The organism is Roseomonas sp. KE2513, from assembly GCF_016107305.1.
Lineage (GTDB): Bacteria > Pseudomonadota > Alphaproteobacteria > Acetobacterales > Acetobacteraceae > Roseomonas.
This window is the reverse complement of the sequence record NZ_RCVR01000006.1, coordinates 25,009-44,028: the sequence shown is the minus strand read 5'-3', so window position 1 is coordinate 44,028 and position 19,020 is coordinate 25,009. Positions and strand designations below refer to the sequence as shown.

At 71.3% G+C, this 19,020-nt stretch carries 18 protein-coding genes; 9 read left to right on the top strand and 9 right to left on the bottom strand.

Annotation, left to right across the window (positions count from 1 at the left end; all coding sequences use genetic code 11):
• Positions 1–57: 57 nt before the first annotated feature.
• Complete coding sequence (locus tag D9599_RS07995) at positions 58–297, bottom strand: hypothetical protein (RefSeq protein WP_198380702.1); 240 nt, start codon at positions 295–297, stop codon at positions 58–60.
• A 141-nt stretch (positions 298–438) separates the two neighbouring features.
• On the opposite strand from D9599_RS07995, the gene D9599_RS07990 reads away from it, so the two are divergent.
• The 3 genes from D9599_RS07990 to D9599_RS07980 are packed head-to-tail and all read left to right on the top strand — an operon-like array spanning position 439 to position 3,949.
• Positions 439–1,362, top strand: coding sequence for a LysR family transcriptional regulator (locus D9599_RS07990; RefSeq protein WP_198380701.1), 924 nt, complete (start codon positions 439–441; stop codon positions 1,360–1,362).
• A gap of 50 nt (positions 1,363–1,412) precedes the next feature.
• On the top strand, positions 1,413–2,768 hold the full coding sequence (locus tag D9599_RS07985; protein WP_198380700.1) for an aldehyde dehydrogenase family protein: 1,356 nt from the start codon (positions 1,413–1,415) through the stop codon (positions 2,766–2,768).
• Entirely contained in the window at positions 2,765–3,949 is a 1,185-nt protein-coding gene (locus tag D9599_RS07980; RefSeq protein ID WP_198380699.1) for an NAD(P)/FAD-dependent oxidoreductase, read from the top strand. Before D9599_RS07985 ends, D9599_RS07980 begins: the two co-directional genes overlap by 4 nt.
• 15 nt (positions 3,950–3,964) lie before the next feature.
• On the opposite strand, the gene D9599_RS07975 is transcribed toward D9599_RS07980, so the two are convergent.
• Positions 3,965–4,978 (bottom strand): NAD(P)-dependent alcohol dehydrogenase, encoded by a 1,014-nt coding sequence (locus D9599_RS07975; RefSeq protein ID WP_232480273.1) that lies wholly within the window; start codon positions 4,976–4,978, stop codon positions 3,965–3,967.
• Between the two features lie 40 nt (positions 4,979–5,018).
• The gene (locus tag D9599_RS07970) at positions 5,019–6,533 is read right to left on the bottom strand and encodes an argininosuccinate lyase (protein ID WP_198380698.1); all 1,515 of its coding nucleotides are present in this window, start codon (positions 6,531–6,533) and stop codon (positions 5,019–5,021) included.
• Positions 6,534–6,664: 131 nt separating this feature from the next.
• Between D9599_RS07970 and D9599_RS07965 the strand changes: the two genes are divergently transcribed.
• The 3 genes from D9599_RS07965 to ligD are packed head-to-tail and all read left to right on the top strand — an operon-like array spanning position 6,665 to position 10,898.
• Positions 6,665–8,305, top strand: a complete 1,641-nt coding sequence (locus D9599_RS07965) for an NAD(P)/FAD-dependent oxidoreductase (RefSeq protein ID WP_198380697.1) — start codon at positions 6,665–6,667, stop codon at positions 8,303–8,305.
• Entirely contained in the window at positions 8,306–9,328 is a 1,023-nt protein-coding gene (locus tag D9599_RS07960) for an LLM class flavin-dependent oxidoreductase (RefSeq protein WP_198380696.1), read from the top strand. It begins immediately after the preceding gene.
• Between the two features lie 34 nt (positions 9,329–9,362).
• Positions 9,363–10,898 (top strand): non-homologous end-joining DNA ligase, encoded by a 1,536-nt coding sequence (ligD, locus tag D9599_RS07955; protein ID WP_198380695.1) that lies wholly within the window; start codon positions 9,363–9,365, stop codon positions 10,896–10,898.
• A gap of 33 nt (positions 10,899–10,931) precedes the next feature.
• On the opposite strand, the gene D9599_RS07950 is transcribed toward ligD, so the two are convergent.
• Both D9599_RS07950 and D9599_RS07945 read right to left on the bottom strand, forming a co-directional pair.
• Positions 10,932–11,720 carry an SDR family oxidoreductase gene (locus D9599_RS07950; protein WP_198380694.1) on the bottom strand — a complete coding sequence of 263 codons (789 nt, stop codon included), beginning with the start codon at positions 11,718–11,720 and terminating at the stop codon, positions 10,932–10,934.
• Between the two features lie 23 nt (positions 11,721–11,743).
• Positions 11,744–12,913: a zinc-dependent alcohol dehydrogenase gene (locus D9599_RS07945; RefSeq protein ID WP_198380693.1), complete on the bottom strand. Its 1,170-nt coding sequence runs from the start codon at positions 12,911–12,913 to the stop codon at positions 11,744–11,746.
• A 156-nt stretch (positions 12,914–13,069) separates the two neighbouring features.
• Here D9599_RS07945 and uraD point away from each other — a divergent pair, with 156 nt between their 5' ends.
• Entirely contained in the window at positions 13,070–13,885 is an 816-nt protein-coding gene (gene uraD, locus D9599_RS07940; protein ID WP_198380692.1) for a 2-oxo-4-hydroxy-4-carboxy-5-ureidoimidazoline decarboxylase, read from the top strand.
• Here the strand turns inward: uraD and D9599_RS07935 are convergent.
• Complete coding sequence (locus D9599_RS07935; protein WP_198380691.1) at positions 13,882–14,754, bottom strand: SDR family oxidoreductase; 873 nt, start codon at positions 14,752–14,754, stop codon at positions 13,882–13,884. The two genes, uraD and D9599_RS07935, sit on opposite strands and share 4 nt — an antisense overlap.
• A gap of 117 nt (positions 14,755–14,871) precedes the next feature.
• Here D9599_RS07935 and D9599_RS07930 point away from each other — a divergent pair, with 117 nt between their 5' ends.
• Positions 14,872–15,570, top strand: a complete 699-nt coding sequence (locus D9599_RS07930; RefSeq protein ID WP_198380690.1) for a hypothetical protein — start codon at positions 14,872–14,874, stop codon at positions 15,568–15,570.
• Here D9599_RS07930 and D9599_RS07925 read toward each other — a convergent pair.
• Positions 15,554–16,042 (bottom strand): GNAT family N-acetyltransferase, encoded by a 489-nt coding sequence (locus tag D9599_RS07925; RefSeq protein ID WP_198380689.1) that lies wholly within the window; start codon positions 16,040–16,042, stop codon positions 15,554–15,556. The two genes, D9599_RS07930 and D9599_RS07925, sit on opposite strands and share 17 nt — an antisense overlap.
• 97 nt (positions 16,043–16,139) lie before the next feature.
• On the opposite strand from D9599_RS07925, the gene D9599_RS07920 reads away from it, so the two are divergent.
• A complete protein-coding gene (locus D9599_RS07920) occupies positions 16,140–17,126 on the top strand; it encodes a tripartite tricarboxylate transporter substrate binding protein (protein WP_198380688.1) in 987 nt (328 codons plus the stop codon).
• Between the two features lie 108 nt (positions 17,127–17,234).
• Here D9599_RS07920 and ndk read toward each other — a convergent pair whose 3' ends face one another.
• Together ndk and nhaA are read right to left on the bottom strand one after the other, a co-directional pair.
• Complete coding sequence (gene ndk, locus D9599_RS07915; protein WP_198380687.1) at positions 17,235–17,657, bottom strand: nucleoside-diphosphate kinase; 423 nt, start codon at positions 17,655–17,657, stop codon at positions 17,235–17,237.
• Positions 17,658–17,722: 65 nt separating this feature from the next.
• Entirely contained in the window at positions 17,723–18,910 is a 1,188-nt protein-coding gene (gene nhaA / locus D9599_RS07910; RefSeq protein ID WP_198380686.1) for a Na+/H+ antiporter NhaA, read from the bottom strand.
• Between the last annotated feature and the right edge of the window lie 110 nt (positions 18,911–19,020).

The following is a 19,020-nucleotide window of genomic DNA, read 5'->3' as shown; positions in this document are numbered from 1 at the left end:
TTGTCGGCGGCCTCTTCATCGTCGTCGATGGCACGGGCGCTGTGCCCGTGCCGCGGCTCAGGAGTGCTGGCCGCCGCCGCCGGTCGCGCCGCTGCGCTCCAGGAAGCTCTGGGCAGGCGTCTGGGCCGGGCTGGAGAGCGGGGTGCGGCTGCGCTGGATCGTCGCCTCGGGCACCTCGATCGGGCCGTCCACGGTGGCGAGGGTGCGGGCGCTCACGTCCTGCGCGACGAAGGAACCCATGACCGCGGCGGCGAGGCCAAGCGCGCGAAGGGTCTTGGTCATGCTGGTAGTCGACATCATACATATCCTAGGTGAATGGCGCCAAAGCATATCGGCGCCTCATCACCTCATATGCGCCACCCTTTGTCCTTTACCACGTGGCAGCGCGGATAGCTGCCATTCGTCCGGTGGATGGAACCTTCCCCAGGAGAGACACTAATGCAACGAAGGCCGGACGAGGTGGGGCTGCGGCAGTTCGATCTGAACCTGCTGCCTGTCTTCGCGGCCCTGATGCGGGAGCGGAGCGTGACGCGGGCGGGGGAGACACTGTTCCTCTCCCAGCCCGCCACCTCCTCCGCGCTCGCGCGGCTGCGCGCCCATTTCCACGACGAGCTCTTCGTGCGCAACGGCCGGGTGCTGGAGCCGACACCGCGCGCCGAGGCGCTGATGGAGCAGCTGGCGCCCGCGCTGACGGGCATGGCCGGCGCCGTGGCCAGCGCGGTTCCCTTCGACCCCGCGACCGACAGCCGCACCTTCCGCCTGGGGATGAGCGCGGATATCGGCATGGCGATGATTCCGGTGCTGCCGCAGCTGCGCCGGGCGGCGCCACACTGCCAGTTCATTATCCGCACCGCCAACTACCGCAACATCCCGCACCTACTGGACTCGCGGGAGGTGAACACGGCGATCGGCCTGGTGATCGACCTGCCAGCAGCGACGAAGCAGCGCGTGCTCCGGCGCGACGGGTGGCGAGTGCTGCGTGACGCCTCCTCGCCAGGGCCGGTGGACCTCGACAGCTACTGCGAGCGGCCACACCTGCTGGTGACGCCGCGGGGCGACCTGATCGGATTCGCGGACGAAGCGCTCGCGAAGCTCGGGCGCAAGCGGCACGTGGTGATGGGCATTCCGGATTACGCCCTCATGCCGCGCACCCTGCCGGGATCGGACATGCTCTGCCTCATCCCCGAGGGGGCACTGGCGGCCATGGACGCGCTGGGCATGCTCGCGGGCCTCGCGCACGACCCGCCACCCTTCCCCTGCCCGGAGGCGCTGACGCACATGGTCTGGCGCGCGGCCGTGGACCAGGACCCGAGCGAGGTCTGGCTGCGGGGCAAGCTGGTGGACTGGCTCTCCCGCCGGTGACGGGTCCGCAGCGGTGGTGCCACCCGCGGGGAGGCCTGTTAGAGGGGCGCATGTCCGATGCCCCCGCCCTGCTGGACGCCGCCCGCGCGCATTTCGCCGGCGGTGCCACCCTGCCCCTTCCCGCCCGCCGCGCCGCGCTGGAATCCCTACGGGCCGGGCTGGAATCAATGGAGGCGGAGCTTCTGGCCGCGCTGGCGGAGGACCTCGGCAAGTCGGAGTTCGAGGCCTGGACCTCCGAGATCATGCTTGTGCGGCAGGAGATCGCGCTGGCGGTGAAGCGCCTCTCCCGCTGGGCCAATGAGCGCCGGGTGGGCGGGCGCTGGTTCCACCTGCCGGGGCGGGCGGCGCTGCGGATGGAGCCGAAGGGGGCGGCGCTCATCCTCGGCCCGTGGAACTACCCGGTGCAGCTCTGCCTCGTGCCGCTGGTGAGCGCCCTCGCGGCGGGGAACGCCGTGGTGCTGAAGCCCTCCGAGGTCGCGCCGGCCACGGCGGCGGCGCTGGGCCGGCTGTCCGCGCGCTGCTTCGCGCCCGGGCATGTGCAGGTGGTGGAGGGCGGGCCGGAGGTGGCGGCGGGACTGACCGCGCAGCCCTTCGACCACATCTTCTTCACGGGCGGCACGGAGACCGGGCGGAAGGTGGCGGAAGCCGCGGCGCGCAACCTCGCGACGGTGACGCTGGAACTGGGCGGCGCCAATCCCTGCGTGGTCGATGGCGGCACCGACATCGCGCTCACGGCGCGGCGGATCGCCTGGGCGAAGTTCCTCAACGCCGGGCAGACCTGCCTCGCCCCCAACCACCTGCTGGTGCGGGAGGACGCGGCGGAGGCGCTGGTCGCCGCCCTGCGGGAGACCCTGGCGCGCTTCTACGGCGCCGACGGGCGCGGAATGCAGCGGGTGGTCAATGCGCGGCATCTCGCGCGGATGCGGGCTGTCGCGGCGCGCGGGCGCGTAGCCCTGGGCGGCGGCGTGGACGAGGGCGCGCTGCACATGCAGCCGACCCTGCTTCTCGACCCCGACCCCGCGCTGCTGGAGGAGGAGATCTTCGGCCCCGTGCTGCCGATCGTGACCTGGCGGGACCGGGCGGCAATGCTCGCGGATCTCTCCCGCCGCCCGCGGCCGCTCGCGCTCTATGCCCATACGCGGGATCAGGACTTCGCTGAGGCGGTGGCGCGCGCCCTGCCCTCCGGCGGGTTCTGCGTGAACGAGGCGATCGTCCACTGCACCGTGCCGGACCTGCCCTTCGGCGGCGTGGGGCCGAGCGGCCAGGGGCGCTATCACGGGCAGGCCGGCTTCGAGGCCTTCTCCAACACGCGCGCGGTGTTCCGCCAGCCCGCCGGGATCGATCCGCCCGTGCGATACCCGCCCTACAAGACGCCGCTCTCGATCATCCGGCGAATCATGGGATGAGCAACGCCTTCGATGCCATCGTGCTCGGCGCGGGCGCGGCCGGGCTGATGTGCGCCATGGCGGCCGGGCAGCGCGGGAAGCGCGTGCTCGTGCTGGACCACGCGGAGGGGCCGGGGGCGAAGATCCTCATCTCCGGCGGCGGGCGCTGCAACTTCACGAACACGGGCACGGAGCCCTCGCGCTTCTTCTCCGCCAACCCGCAATTCGCGCGCTCCGCGCTCAGCCGCTACACGGCCGGGGATTTCATCGCGCTCGTCGAGAAGCACCGCATCGCCTATCACGAGAAGACGCTCGGCCAGCTCTTCTGCGACGGCTCGGCGCGGGCGATCCTGGACATGCTGCTGGCGGAATGCGCGGCGGCGGGCGTGGAAATCCGGCTGCGGCACCGCGTCACCGACGTTTCCCGCGCGGACGGCTTCCGGGTGGAGACGGATCGCGGCGCCTTCACCGCGCCGGCGCTGGTGCTGGCAACCGGCGGGCTCTCCATCCCGAAAATGGGCGCGACGGGGCTCTCGCTCGACATCGCGCGCCGCTTCGGGCTGCCGATCGTCGAGCCACGACCGGGCCTCGTGCCGCTGACCTTCGGGGAGGAGGCGCTGTCGCTGATGCGGCCGATCTCCGGCGTGTCCCTGCCCATCGAGGCGCGGGCGGGCGGATCGACCTTCCGGGAGGCGATGCTCTTCACCCATCGCGGCCTGTCGGGGCCCGCGATCCTTCAGGTCTCCACGCCCTGGCGGCCGGGGCAGCCGGTGACGGTGGACCTGCTGCCGGACGTGGATGCGGGCGCCTGGTTGCGCGCGCGGCGGGACGAGCGGCCCCGGGCGGCGCTGCACACCGTGCTGGCGGAGCGGCTGCCGCAGCGCCTGGCCTCGGCGCTGGGCACGACGCGGCTGGCCGAGCACACGCGCCCCGTGGGGGAACTCGGCAACAAGGCGCTGAACGGCGTCGCGGCGATGCTGAAGTCGATGACCCTGACGCCCACCGGCACCGAGGGCTACGCCAAGGCCGAGGTGATGGCGGGCGGCGTGGACACCGCCGCGCTCTCCTCGCGCACCCTCGCGGCGAAGGAGGTGCCGGGGCTGCACGTGGTGGGTGAGGCGGTGGACGTCACGGGCTGGCTCGGCGGCTACAACTTCCAGTGGGCCTGGGCCTCCGGCTGGTGCGCGGGGCTCTCGGTCTGAGCCCCGCCGGGGCGCTTACCACTCCACCCCGATCTTGCCGAAGTGGCCTGCGCCCTCCTCGTAGCGGAAGGCATCGGCCAGCTCCTCCAGGCCGAAGACGCGGTCGATCACCGGGCGCAGCCCGCCGCCGTCGAGCGCGCGCACGAAGTCCCGCTGCTGCCGGCGGCTGCCGACGATCAGCCCCTGCAGCCGCGCCTGCCTGGCCATCAGCAGAGCCGTCGGCACCTCGCCGCCGATCCCGGTCAGCACGCCGATGAGGTGGATATGGCCGCCGACGCGCACGGTCTGTATCGACTGCGGCAAGGTGCCGGGGCCCCCGACCTCCACCACGTGATCCACGCCGCGCCCGCCGGTCAGCTCGCGCACGCGGGCGCCCCATTCGGGTGTCTCGCGGTAGTTGATCGTCTCGTCCGCGCCGAGGTCGCGCGCCCGCTCCAGCTTCTCGCCGGAGGAGGAGGTGATGATGACGCGCGCGCCCGCCATCTTGGCGATCTGCAGCGCGAAGATTGAGACGCCGCCCGTGCCGAGAGCCAGCACCGTGTCCCCGGGCTTGAGGCCGCCATCCTCCACCAGGGCGCGCCAGGCGGTGAGCCCCGCGGTGGTCAGCGTCGCCGCCTCCAGGTGGGTGAAGCCGCGGGGGGCATGGGTGAAGGCGGTCGCGGGCAGGGTGACGAATTCCTGCGCGAAGCCGTCGATGCCGTCGCCGGGGGTGCGGGAGAAGTCGGGGATGGTGGGGGCGCCGTCCTGCCAGTCTGGGAAGAAGCAGGAGACAACGTTGTCGCCGGGGGCGAACTCGGTCACGCCCTCGCCCACCGCCTCCACGACGCCGGCGCCGTCGGCCATCAGCACGCGCCCGTCCGCGGCGCGCATCTTCCCGGTGGCGACGCCGAGATCGTGGAAATTAAGGGAGGAGGCGTGCAGCGCCACGCGGATCGCGCCGGGGCCGGGCGGGCCGGGATTGGGGCGCTCCGCGCACTCGATCCGATCGAGCCCTCCGGGGGCACGCACCACCATCGCCTTCATCGCCATCTCCATCCGGGTTCCCCCGCCCTAACGCGGGGCGGCGCGATTACGGCGCGCGGGCGAGGATGCGGCCGAAATCGCCGTCCAGCGTGCTGAGCGCGGCCTCGATCCGCCCGCGGCGCTCGGCGGACCAGCGCGCATCCTCGTCCAGACGCGCCTTCGCCGCCGCCAGCATCCGCGCCATCTCGGCGGGCTGCGGGCCGCCCGCCGTCGCGCGATTGCGCACGATCGCGACGGGATTAAGCGTCTCGCGGAACTCCGCCTCGCTCATCGGCAGCTCGGCCTCCGGCAGGCTCATCTCGCGCAGCGTGGTCGCGTAGATGCGCCTCGCTTCCGCATAGGGGAAGTCGGTGGGGCGGATGTCGTGCTCCTTGGCGTAGTCCACGACTTCGGAGGCGAAGTGGTGGCCGGCGCGGAAGGGCAGGCGATACTTTCGCATCAGCACGTCCGCGATCTCCTGCGAGGCCGTCCAGTCGAGGTTCAGCTCCTCCAGCGCCCGCTCGGGGCTGATGATAAGGGCCTTCAGCACCCGGTCCCATCCCTCCAGCAGGGTCACGGCGCCGGCGGTGACGGCGGTATTGTCGGCCACGGCCTTCGCGTCGCTCATGCCTGGCGGGATGTTGTGGCCCTGAATCGCGCGGCCGATGCCGAGCGTGACCACGCGGGAGGCCTGGGCGCGCGTGTCGTTCAGCAGGCCCGGGTTGCGCTTCTGCGGCATGGCCGAGGAGACATAGGTGTTGCCGCCGCCCTCCTGCAGCAGAATCCAGGGGCGCGGCTGCGCGTACTGCGTCATCACGTCCTCGACGAAGGCGCCGGCGTGCAGGGCGATGCCGGTGGCGATTGCGCCGATCTCCACGGGCATCTCGGCCGCCGTGATCTGGGCCGCGTCGTAGGCATTCTCGACCGTCGCCGGGAAGCCGAGATAGGTGGCCATACGGTCCCGGTTCAGCGGCCAGCTCGTGCCGTTCAGCACGGTGGTGCCCATGGGCGAGCGGTCGAGCCGCGCGAAGGCCTCGCGCAGGCGCTGCGCGTCGCGCTCTAGCCCCGCGATATGGCCGAGGAGGAGGTGGCCGTAGCTGTTCGGCTGCGCCGCGACGCCGTTGGTGTAGTTCGGCACGATCGTGCCGGCATGCGCCTCGGCCAGGCGGAGCATCGTCTCGGTGGTGCGGCGCAACTGGTCGGACAGGCGCAGCAGTTCGTCCCGCTGGATGGCCGCGCGGACGGTCGCGAGCATGTCCTGGCTGGAGCGGCCGGCATGCAGCAGCGTGGCCTCGACGCCCGCGGCCTCGATCAGCAGCGGCTCGAAGGTGATGACGAGGCTCGGGCGGCGGCCGTTGGGTGCGTTGCCCGCCGTGATCACCCGGTTCAGCCCGGCGGCAATGCGCGGTGCCAGGGCGGGGTCGAGCAGCCCCTCCTCCGAGTTGATGACGGTGCTCGCCTTGTTGATCTCGCCGAGCCAGAAGAAGGGGTCGCGGCGGGGTGCAGTCTGGCTACTGGTCTGGGCCAGGGCGGCGGTGGAACACATCGCGGCCACTCCGATCAGCAACATCCAACGGCGCATGGCCTGCTTCCCCTCACGGCCGGCTGGTCCGGCCTTTCGGCGCGCATCCTACGGGGCGGGGGCGGGGGCGGCCAAGCGGGGGCGCCCGCGTGTATCATTCCGCCCCTCCCCACCCTATATCCCCGGCCACCATGCTGCGCCTGACCGAGATCAAGCTTCCCCTGGACCACGCGGAGGACGCCCTGCGCGATGCCGCGGCCGCGCGCCTCGGCGTGCCGCCCGCGGAGGTGCTGGACATCACCATCTTCCGCCGCGGCTACGACGCGCGACGGCGGGGCGCCATCGCACTCATCTACACGCTCGACGTCGCGCTGCGGGACGAGGCGGCGGCGATGGCGCGGCTGGGCGAGCACCGGCACGTCTCGCCCACGCCTGACACCCATTACCGCCTGCCCTCCCCGCCCCCTGCCCCGCCGCGGCTGCGGCCGGTGGTGGTCGGCGCCGGGCCCTGCGGCCTCTTCGCCATGCTCATCCTCGCGCAGATGGGCCTGCGCCCGATCCTGCTCGAGCGCGGCAAGGTGGTGCGGCAGCGGACGCAGGACACCTGGGGCCTCTGGCGGCGCTCCGTGCTGACGCCGGAATCCAACGTGCAGTTCGGCGAGGGCGGCGCGGGCACCTTCTCGGACGGCAAGCTCTGGAGCGGAATCGGCGACAACGCGAACCGCATCCGCAAGGTGCTGGAGGAGTTCGTGCAGGCGGGCGCGCCGGAGGAGATCCTCTACGTCTCCAAGCCGCATATCGGCACCTTCCGCCTCGTCTCCATGGTCGAGCACATGCGCGCGACGATCGAGGCGCTCGGCGGCGAGTACCGCTTCGGGACGCGGGTGGAGGACGTGGTGCTCGGCCCCGACCGGCGGGTGCGGGGCCTTGGCCTCTCGAACGGCGAGTTCCTGGAGGCGGACCACGTTGTGCTCGCCGTCGGCCACTCCGCCCGCGACACCTTCACCATGCTGCACGAGCGCGGCGTCTACATGGAGGCGAAGCCCTTCTCCATTGGCGTGCGGATCGAGCACCCGCAGGGCATGATCGACCGCTGCCGCTTCGGGCCGCAGGCGGGGCATCCGGTTCTCGGCGCGGCCGACTACAAGCTCGTGCACCACTGCACCACGCCCGCGGCGGAGGGCCGCGCCGTCTACTCCTTCTGCATGTGCCCGGGCGGCACGGTGGTCGCGGCCACCTCCGAGCCCGGCCGCGTCGTGACCAACGGGATGAGCCAGTATTCCCGCAACGAGCGCAACGCGAACGCGGGGATCGTGGTGAGCATCACGCCCGAGCGTGACTATCCCGGCTCCCCCATCGCCGGCATCGCTTTCCAGCGGCACTGGGAGGAGCGCGCCTTCGTTGCGGGCGGCGGGGACTATCGCGCGCCGGCGCAGCTCGTCGGGGATTTCCTCGCCGGGCGCCCCTCCACGAAGCTCGGCGAGGTCCTGCCCTCCTACAAGCCGGGCGTGACGCCGACGGATCTCTCCCTGTGCCTGCCGGACTTCGCCGTCGCCGCCATCCGCGAGGCGCTGCCGGCCTTCGAGCGGGGGATCCGAGGCTTCGCCATGGCGGATGCGGTGCTGACAGGCGTGGAGACGCGCACCTCCTCCCCGCTACGCATCAAGCGGGACGAGACGGGGCAGAGCCTGAACACGCCAGGCCTTTTCCCGGCCGGCGAGGGCGCGGGCTACGCGGGGGGCATCCTCTCCGCGGGTGTGGACGGGATCAGGGCGGCGGAGGCGGTGGCGGCGAGCCTCCACTCCCTCGTGCCCGCAGGGAACAGGGACTGAATGGTGGAATTCGCGCTCGACACCTTCGGGGACGTGACCCGAGGGCCGGACGGAGCCTTGCTGCCGCAGGCGCAGGTGATCCGCAACCTCGTGGAGGAGGCGGTATTGGCCGACGAGCTGGGCATCGACTTCTTCGGCGTCGGCGAGCACCACCGGGAGGACTTCGCGATCTCCGCGCCCGAGGTGGTGCTGGCGGCGATCGCGGCGCGCACCACCCGCATCCGGCTGGGATCGGCGGTGACGGTGCTCAGCTCCGACGACCCGATCCGCGTCTTCCAGCGCTTCTCCACCCTCGACGCCGTCTCCTCGGGGCGGGCGGAGGTAATCCTCGGGCGCGGGTCCTTCACGGAGTCCTTTCCCCTCTTCGGCTTCGAGCTCGACCAGTACGAGACGCTGTTCGAGGAAAAGCTCGACCTCTTCGCCGCCGTGCGCAGCGGCGAGCCCGTGACCTGGGAGGGCACGACGCGCGCGCCGCTCGCGGACCAGCGCGTCTTCCCGCCTGTGGAGAACGGGATGCTCCGTAGCTGGATCGGCGTGGGCGGCAGCCCGAAATCGGTGATCCGCGCGGCGCGCTACGGGCTGCCGATGATGCTCGCGATCATCGGCGGCGATCCCGGGCGCTTCCGGCCCTATGTCGATCTCTACCACCAGGCGCTCGCGCAGTTCGGGCTGGAGACGCAGCCGGTCGGCGTCCACTCCCACGGCTACGTCGCCGAGACCGATGCCCAGGCGCGGGAGGAACTCTGGCCGCACTGGAAGGCCTCGCGCGACCGCATCGGGGCGGAGCGCGGCTGGCCGGCGGCCCGCCCGGAGGACTTCGAGCGGGAGATCGCGGGCGGCTCGCTCTATCTCGGCGCGCCCGAAACGGTGGCGCGGCGGATCGCCTCCACCGTGGGTGCGCTGGGCCTCGCCCGCTTCGAGATGAAGTACAGCGCCGGCACCCTGCCGCACGAGCGCATGATGCGGAGCATCGAGCTCTACGGCCGGCAGGTCGTGCCGATGGTCAAGGACATGCTTGCCTGAACCGGGGCGGCGGGAACGGCGTTTCGTTCCCGCCATGAGCGACGATCCCCTCGCCCCCTACCGCGCCAAGCGCGACTTCCGCCGCACGCCGGAGCCCGAGGGCACGGCGCCGAAGCGACGCAAGGAGAAAGCGCTTCGCTTCGTGGTGCAGAAGCACGAGGCCACGCGCCTGCACTACGACTTCCGGCTGGAGCTGGGCGGGGTGCTGAAATCCTGGGCGGTGACGCGCGGCCCGAGCCTCGATCCCGCCGAGAAGCGCCTGGCTGTGGAGGTGGAGGACCACCCGCTGGAGTACGGGAACTTCGAGGGGGTGATCGGAGAGGGCTACGGCGCCGGCACGGTCATGCTCTGGGACCGCGGCACCTGGGTGCCGGCCTCCGACGACCCGGCGGCCGACGTCGCGGCGGGCCGGCTGCGCTTCACGCTGCGGGGCGAGCGGCTGCAAGGCGGCTGGCACCTCGTGCGGATGCGTCCGCGCGGGGAGGCGAAGCACAACTGGCTGCTTGTGAAGGATGAGGATGAGGGAGCCCGCCCTGGCGACGCGGACGCGCTGCTGGAGGAGATGGCCGTCTCGGTCAGCACGGGGCGGAGCATGGCGGAGATTGCTGGCCGCCCGACTGAGGCAGAGGCGCCCCGGAAGCGGGCGCGGGCAAAGCCGGTGGAGGCGAAAGCCGAACCCGCGAAGGCTCCGCGAAAGCGCGCCGCAGGGTCCGCAGAGGCGACGGTCGCCGGCGTCACGCTGACGCATCCGGATCGCGTCTACTGGCCAGAGGAGGCGATCACCAAGCGCGACTTCGCCGAATACCTGGAGGCGGTCGCCCCGCGCCTGCTGCCCTGGATCGCCGGGCGGCCACTCTCATTGCTGCGCGCGCCGGATGGCATCATCGGCGAAACCTTCTTCCAGCGGCACGCCGGGCGCGGCACCTCGAAGCTCATTACCCAGGTGAAGCCACGCGGGGAATCAACGCCTCTGCTGCAGGTGGACACGCTGGAGGGGCTGATCGCCCTGGCGCAGTTCGGCGCGCTGGAGATCCACCCCTGGCCCGCGCGCAGCGCCTCGGTCACGCGCCCGGACCGGATGATCCTCGACCTCGACCCGGCGCAGGAGCTGGGCTTCGAGGCGGTGGTGGCGGCCGCCCTGGCCCTGCGAACGCGGGTGGAGGCGCTGGGCCTCGTGCCCTTCTGCAAGACCACGGGCGGCAAGGGGCTGCACGTCGTGGTTCCGGTCACCGGGGCGACGTGGAAGGCGCTGCACGACACCGCCGGGCGGATCTGCAAGGCGCTGGAGGCGGAGGAACCCTCGCACTTCACGACGGAAAGCGCGAAGGCCGTGCGGACCGGCCGCATCTTCCTCGACTACCAGCGCAACGCGCGCGGCGCCTCGGCGGTGGCAGCCTGGTCCGCGCGGGCAAGGCCTGGCGCGACGGTGTCGATGCCGCTCGACTGGTCGGAAGTGGCGCCAGGCCTCGACCCGCGCGCCTTCACTCTCCGCACGGCACCGGCGCGGCTCGACGCAGCCGATCCCTGGGCAGGGTTTGAGGCGGCGGCGCGCCCCCTGCCAAAGGGTTGAGCGGGAGGCGCGCAGCCTCCCGCCCGGTTGGGGCTACTGCTTGCCGCTGCCGGGCTCGGCCATGCCGCGGTGAAGCGCCGCGGTCACGCCGGCCGGCAGCACATTGGCGACGGCGGACTGGATCTTGTTCTTCCAGCCGCTGACCACGTCGCCCTCACCCTTCATCATCGCCTCGAAACCGACGCGGGCGACCATGCCCGCATCGTCCTTCTTGCCCTGGCCGACGGAGGTGTCCATCAGGTCGGCGCGCTCGAAGAACTCGGTCTCGGTCGGGCCGGGCATGAGGCAGGTGACGGTGACGCCCGTGTCCTTCAGCTCGTCGCGGATGGCGAAGGAGAAGGAGTTCAGGAAGGACTTCGTGCCGTTGTAGATGGCTTGGAAGCTGCCGGGCATGAAGCCCGCGATCGAGCCCGTGATGAGGATCTTGCCGGCGCGCCGCGCCCGCATCGACTGCCCCACCTTGTGGATGAGGTAGATCGTGCCGGTGATGTTCGTGTCCACCACCTTGCGGGCCTCGTTGAAGTCCTCGTCGAGGAATCCCTTCCCGAGGCCGCGCCCGGCATTGGCGAGAAGCGCCTCCACCTCGCGGCCGCGGGTTGCCGCGAGAAGCTTGTCCACCCCTTCGGTGGTGGAGAGATCAGCCTGCACGGCGTCCACGTTCACGTTGAGCGCGCGCAGCTCGGTGGCCGCGGTCTCGATCGCCGGCTCGTCGGCGGCGATCAGCAGGTCATAGCCGTGGTTCGCGGCTTCCTTTGCAAGCTCGAGCCCGATGCCCGTGGAGGCGCCGGTGACGATGGCGAGCGGTCGGATGGCTTGGGCCATGATGGTTCCTTGGATTTGTGGGATCAGGGCTTCAGGACGACCTTGATGCAGCCGTCCTTCTTGTCCCTGAAGGTCTTGTAGAGATCCGGCCCCTGCTCGAGCGACGCGGTGTGCGTGATGACGAAGGACGGATCGATCTCGCCCTTCTGGATGCGCTCCAGCAGGATCGGCATGTAGTGCTGCACCGGGGTCTGGGCCATGCGGAAGGTCAGGCCGCGGTTGATGGCCGAACCGAAGGGGATCTTGTCCAGCAGGCCGCCGTAGACGCCGATGATGGAGACCGTGCCGAAGTTGCGGCAGCAATGGATCGCCTGGCGCAGCACGTGCGGGCGGTCCGTGCCCATGAAGGTCGCGACCTTGATGCGGTCGATGACGGAATCAAAGCTCGCGGTGCCATCGGCCTCGGTGCCGACCGCGTCGATGCAGGCGTCGGCGCCGCGGCCGTGCGTGCGCTCCTGGATGGCGTCGTAGACATCGACGTCGTGGAAATCGAGCGTTTCGGCGCCGGCCGCGCGCGCCATGGCCAGTCGCTCGGGCACGGTGTCGATGGCGATCACGCGCTCGGCGCCGAGCAGGAAGGCGCTGCGGATCGCCATCTGGCCGACCGGCCCGCAGCCCCAGATGGCGATCGTCTCGCCGCCCTGGATGTTGCAGAATTCGGCGCCCATGTAGCCGGTGGGGAAGATGTCGGACAGGAACAGCGCCTGCTCGTCCGTCATGCCATCCGGCACCTTGATGTGGCCGACATCGGCGTAGGGCACGCGCACGTATTCGGCCTGCCCACCGGCGTAGCCGCCGAGGATGTGGGAATAGCCGAAGAGGCCCGCCGGGGAATGGCCCCAGAGCTTCTCGGCGGTCTTCGCGGTGCGGTTGGAGCGCTCGCAGCCGGAGAAGAAGCCCTTCTGGCAGAAGAAGCACTCGCCGCAGGAGATGGTGAAGGGAATCACCACGCGGTCGCCGACCTTCAGCTTCTTGTTGTCCTTGCCGACCTCGACGACCTCGCCCATGCACTCGTGGCCGACGATGTCGCCGCGCTCCATGCCCGGGATCATGCCGTCCATGATGTGCAGGTCCGAGCCGCAAATGGCGCAGGAGGAAACCTTGATGATCGCGTCGCGGCCGTCCTCGATCTTGGGGTCGGGCACGGTGTCGCAACGCATGTCGTTCTTGCCGTGCCAGGTGATCGCCTTCATGCGGGGTCCTCTCTCGGGTTCAGGGCTGGCCTGCCCGGGTGGACCGGGCCGAGGTCTTCCAACGCGCCAGGGCGGAGAATGCTGCACAGTGAAACGCGGGCGCTCCGTTGCCGGGGATGCGGGTGCGGGGGATCATCCAGGCAAGGGGGATCGATGATGGCGGATGGATCGGCGGTGAATGCGCCGCGGGTGGCGCTCGCGGCGCTGAACGCGATGCCGGCAGAGGGCTTCGCGGCAGCGCTGGAGGGCATCTTCGAGCACGCGCGCTGGGTGGCTGCCGGGGCAGCCCCGGCGCGTCCTTTCCCCAGCGTGGCGGCGCTTCACGCCGGGCTGATGACGGTGCTGCGGGGGCTGGATGAGGCAGAAAGGGTCCGCTTTCTCAACCTGCACCCGGAACTGTCGGCGGGCGCCCTGCCCGTAGGGCTTACCGCCGCCTCCCGCGAGGAACAGGGCGGCGCGGGCTTGGCCGAAACCGATGCCGAGGAGTTGGCGCGCCTCAACGCCGCGTATCGCTCGCGCCACGGCATCCCCTTCATGATCTGCCTGCGCCGGCACACGGCGGCGGACGTGCTCCGCGGGTTCCGCGCGCGGCTCGGACGGTCCGTCGAGGAGGAGCGCGCGAGGGCGATGGAGGAGGTCGGCCACGTATCGCGGCTGCGGCTGGCGGCGCGGGTGGAGGCGCCGGACGCCGAGCCCCCGCGCGGCGCGATCCTGCTGCGCGCCCTGGAAAGGGCGGGCGCACCCTTCGCAGGGCTGCGTCTGACGCTGCAGATAGAGGGCACCGCCGCGGGCGAGTGGACAACCGATGCAGCAGGCAGGGCCGGCCCCCTGCTCGCGGGCGAGGCCCTCAAGATCGGGCGCTACGCCATCCTGGCTGATGGCGCGGCGCTGCCCTTCGAGGTGGCCGATCCCGCGGCCGATCTCGCCCTCCGCCTGCAAGGCGGGGCGGGGGGCTGGCGGCTGACCCTTTAGCCGTTCACCACATCGCCGCCGTTCGGGTGCAGCACCTGGCCGTTGATGTAGGAGCTGTCCGCGTTCGAGGCGAGGAAGATGTAGCTCGGCGCCACCTCGTCCGGCTGCCCCGCACGGCCCATCTTGGCGGAGGCGCCGTGCTCGGCGGTCTTCTCGTCGGTGAAGCTGGCGGGGATCAGCGGCGTCCAGATCGGGCCGGGCGCCACGCCGTTCACGCGGATCTTCCGCTTTTCGAAAAGCTGCTGCGAGAGGCTGCGCGTGAAGGCGAGGATAGCGCCCTTGGTGCTGGAATAATCGATCAGCTGCGGGCTGCCGCGATAGGCCGTGACGGAGGTGGTATTGATGATCGCGCCCCCCTCCGGCATGTGCGGCAGCGCGTTCTTGGCCACCCAGAAATAGCCGAGGATGTTCGTGCGGAAGGTGCGCTCGACCTGGGCCTCGTCGATGGTGGCGAAGTCCTCGTTCGTGTGCTGCTCGGCGGCATTGTTCACGAGCACGTCGATGCGGCCGCCGAGGAAGCCCGCCGCGCGCGTCACGGCATCGCGCACGAAGGCGGCGTCGCCCACGTCGCCGGCGATGCTCTCGCAACGACGCCCAGCGGCCTCGACCAGCCGCTTGGTCTCGGCGGCGTCCTCGTGCTCGTCCTTGTAGAGGATGACGACGTCCGCACCCTCCTTGGCGAAGCCGATCGCAACCGCGCGGCCGATCCCGGAATCGCCGCCGGTGACGAGCGCCTTCTTGCCCTCCAGCTTGCCCGAAGCCTTCCAGTTCTCCATCGAGGATTGCGGACGGGGCGTCATCTCGGCCTCGATGCCGGGCTGATGCTCCTGGTGCTGCGGCGGCTGGGGGGTTTTCTGGTCGTCGGGCATGCGCCGGGTCCTTTCGAGCTGGCCGGAAGAACGAGAGGCCGAAGCAGCAGTTTCGTTTGCCAGAACGCCCAGCGCCGTTAACCGCTTGATCAGCCCTTCCTGGCAGTCTCCGGCCGCATGAGCACGCAGCCAGTGCAGACCCTGGCGCCGCGAACGGGCCGCGCCCTGAAGGCGGTCGCCAAGACGGCGGATTTCAAGAACGCGCTGGCCCGGGTCCAGGCGCCTTTCGTGCCGGCGCGGGCGGTCGCGGCCGTGCGCCCGGCCGAGGCGACCCGCGTGGCAGGGCCGGACGCGGCCTTTCGCGACCGGATCGCAGCGCAGGAGAGCGCGGGCGCCAGCTGGGGGGCGCGCAACGACGCCTCCGGGGCGCTCGGCCGCTACCAGTTGTTGCCCGTGGCCCTGCGCGATATCGGCTGGCAGGACGCTGCGGGCGGCTGGACCGGGCGGGCCGCGGCGGCGGGGGTGCGGAGCGAGGCCGATTTCCTCGCGATCCCCTCCGCGCAGGAGGCGGCGATGGGGCAGTACCTCGCACGGACGGAGCGGCAGCTGAGCGCCAACGGGGCCCTGGGCGCCGCCGGGCGGACGGTGCAGGCGAGCGACGGCCAGCCCGTGACGTTGACGGAGGCCGGCCTTGTCGCGGCCGCCCACCGCCGCGGCGCCGGCGCGGTGGCGCGCTGGCTGGAGCATCGCACGCGCACGCCGGACGCCCCGGTGCCGGAGGCCAGCCGCGCCGCCTTCGCGGGGGTGGAGCGGCGGCTGCGGGACTTCTCGGACCTCTCCTACGCCGCGCGGGCGGGGGTCAGCCCTTCCGCATGAACAGCACGGGCATGGAAAGCCCGCCCGGAAGCGCCCGCTCGCCGGGCCGGTCGGCGACGTAGCCGAGGCGTTCGTAGAAGGGCACCGCGTTGAGATAGGCGCGCAGGATGAAGCGCGTGCAGCCGGCCGCCCGCGCCCGCTCCTCCGCGGCGCGCACCAGGTGGGTGGCCAGCCCCTGCCGGGCTGCACTGGGATGGACGAAGACCTTGCGGATGCGGCCGAGGCCGTCCCCCTGCCCCAACCAGCCGGCGCTGCCGAGGATCGTCCCTTCCCCTTCCGCCACCCAGACGTCGCTCTCGGCGACCTCGGCCGCGTAGGTCGGCTCCCGCAGCATGGCGTCGTAGGCCGGGGCGAGAGCGGGCGGATAGGCCGTGGCGAGCGCCGCGAAGGAGGCGGACTGCATCGCGACCAGGGCGGGCATCTCCCCCGGCCACAGCGGGCGCAGGATCGGGCCGGGGGTGGAAGGGTTCATCGCGGGCTCCTGAACTCGACCCGGCGGACGGGCGGGCGCAGGATCGAGGGATGTGGAAGGGCCGCCAAGGTCCGGAATTGTGAAAGAGGAGCGCTGGATGAGCCGGAATGCCATGTTTCTCGGGCGCCGCGGGCTGGGCGCCCTGGCGGGTGGGCTGCTCGCGGCGCCGGCGGTGCACGCGCAGGCGGCTTTCCCCAACCGGCCGATCCGGGTGGTGATCGCCTTTGCCGCCGGCGGCAATTCCGACACCATGTCCCGGCTGATCCAGCCGAAGCTGTCAGAATTCCTCGGCCAGACGGTGGTGGTGGAGAACCGCACGGGCGCGGGCGGCGCGCTGGCCGCAGGGCAGGTCTTCCAGGCGCCGGCCGACGGGCACACGCTGCTCTTCGACGCGGCCTCCTTCATCATCGCCCAGTTCATCAACCGCAACCTGCCCTTCGACTACGAGCGCGATTTCACCCCGGTCGGGATGGTGGCGGAGGTGCCCTATATCCTGGCCGTCCCGACCTCGACGGGAATCACGGACCTGAAGGGCTACCTCGACAAGGCGCGAACCATGCCGGGCGGCATGCCCTACGGCTCGCCGGGCGTGGGCAACACGGGGCATCTGGCGGGCGCGCTGCTGGCGCACCGCTCCGGGGTCAGGATGGAGCACATCCCCTATCGCGGCGGCGCGGAGGTGGCGCGGGACCTGGCGGGGGACACGCTGCCTTCCGGCTATCTCTCGGCCAATTCGCTGCAGCCGGTGATCGATGCCGGGAAGGCACGCCCGATCGCGCTCACCTCCGGCATCCGGCGCGGGGGCATCGAGGGGGTGCCGACGATCGCGGAATCGGGCTTCCCGGGCTTCGACCTGACGAGCTGGAACGCGATGTTCTGCCGCACCGGCACGCCCGAGCCGATCCGGCGGCGGTTGGAGGAGGCGGTGGAGTTCGCGACGAAGGACGAGGAGGTGCGGCGGCGCCTGACCGCGATGGGCGCCTCGGCGGTGCCGGCGGATGCCGAGGGGCTGGCGCGGCGGCTGGTGAGCGAGCGGGAGGTGGTGAAGGGGCTGATGCGGGATACCGGCATCAGCTTCGGGTAGGAGCAAGGCCGGGGGAGTGAACTCCCCCAGACCCCCTCCTTTTTCTTTCCGAAAGAAAGAAGATGGGGGTTCGGGGGAATTCCTTCTCCCGACCTTCCTTGCCTTAGCTCAGCCGACGATCTCGTGGCCGGCGAAGAAGAAGGCGATTTCCGTCGCCGCGTTCTCCGGGCTGTCCGAGCCGTGGACCGAGTTCGCCTCGATGCTCTCGGCGAAGAGCTTGCGGATGGTGCCCTCGGCCGCGTTGGCGGGGTTGGTGGCGCCCATGATCTCGCGGTTCTTGGCCACCGCGTCCTCGCCCTCGAGCACCTGCACGACCACGGGGCTGGAGGTCATGAAGGACACCAGATCCTTGAAGAAGGGCCGCTCCTTGTGGACGCCGTAGAAGGTCTCGGCCATGGACTGGGTCATCTGGATGCGGCGCTGCGCGACGATCCGGAGGCCCTTCTCCTCGAAGACGGCGTTGATCTTGCCGGTCAGGTTCCGGCGGGTCGCGTCGGGCTTGAGGATGCTGAAGGTGCGCTCGATGGCCATGGTGGCGGGTTCCCTTGGTTGGTCAGGGGGCCGGTAGCGGCGCCCGGCGCTCTCGGCAAGGGGGGTCAGCGGGAGGGCGTCGGGGGGAAGTCGCCCCGCGCGACCCGTAGCAGGGCGTAGCCGAGCAGGCCCGAGAGGAAGGACCCGCCGAGGATGCCGATCTTCGCCTCCGCCTGCAGCAGCTCGTTGCCGGGGAAGGCAAGCAGGGTGACGAAGAGGCTCATCGTGAAGCCGATCCCGCAGAGAAGGGCGGTGCCGAAGAGCTGGGTGCGGCTGGCATAGGCCGGCATATCCGCGAGGCCGAGGCGGATGGCCAGGATTGCCGCAGCGAAGACCCCGACGGCCTTGCCGATCAGCAGGCCGAGCCCGACGCCCAGCGTGACCGGCGCCGCCAGGGCCTCGGCGGGCAGGTTGAGGAAGGGCACGCCCGCATTCGCCAAGCCGAAGAGGGGCACGATGATGAAGCTAACGGGCGTGGCCAGGGCGTGCTCCAGCCGGTGAAGCGGGCTCAGCGCTTCGTCGTCCGGGGCGGCGACGCGGTGGCGCAGCGGGATGGTCAGGGCGAGGAAAACCCCGGCCAGAGTGGCGTGCACGCCCGAGCGCAGCATCAGCACCCAGAGCACGGCCCCGAGCGCCAGATAGGGCCAGAGCTTCAGCACGCCGAAGCGGTTCATCGCGGCCAGGACCGCGATCACCGCGGCGGCCGCGGCGAGGTCGGGCACCGAGAGGCCGCCGGTGTAGAAGACCGCGATGATGGCCACAGCGCCGAGGTCGTCGATGATGGCCAGCGCCGCCAGGAACACCCGGAGCGAGGCCGGCACCCGCTTGCCCAGCAGGGAGAGGACGCCCAGGGCGAAAGCGATGTCGGTCGCGGTGGGAATGGCCCAGCCATGGGAGGTGGCGGCCGGGTTGAGCAGCAGGAAGACGATGGCCGGCACCAGCATCCCGCCCGCAGCGGCCAAGCCCGGCAGGGCGCGGCGCGGCCAGGTCGCGAGCTGCCCGTCAATGGCCTCGCGCTTGATCTCCATGCCTACGAAGAGGAAGAAGAAGGCCATCAACCCGTCATTGATCCACTCCAGCAGCGGCAACGGACCGAGATGGGCGTGCAGCACCGCTTCATAGGCCCCGTTCAGCGGCGTATTGGCGATCACCAGCGCGAGGGCGGCCGCCCCCATCAGCACGAGCCCGCCGGAGGATTCCGCCTCCAGGAAGCGGCGGAGGGCGCTCGTCGGCGCGTGGCGGGGCTCGGCCATGCTCGTTCCTTTTCTCGGGCCGCCCCCGCCTAGCACGCGCCGGACCGGTGGCAAGGGTGGTCCGGCAGCGCTGCGTTGCACAACGCGTCGTTCCAACAGGACCCCGGGCG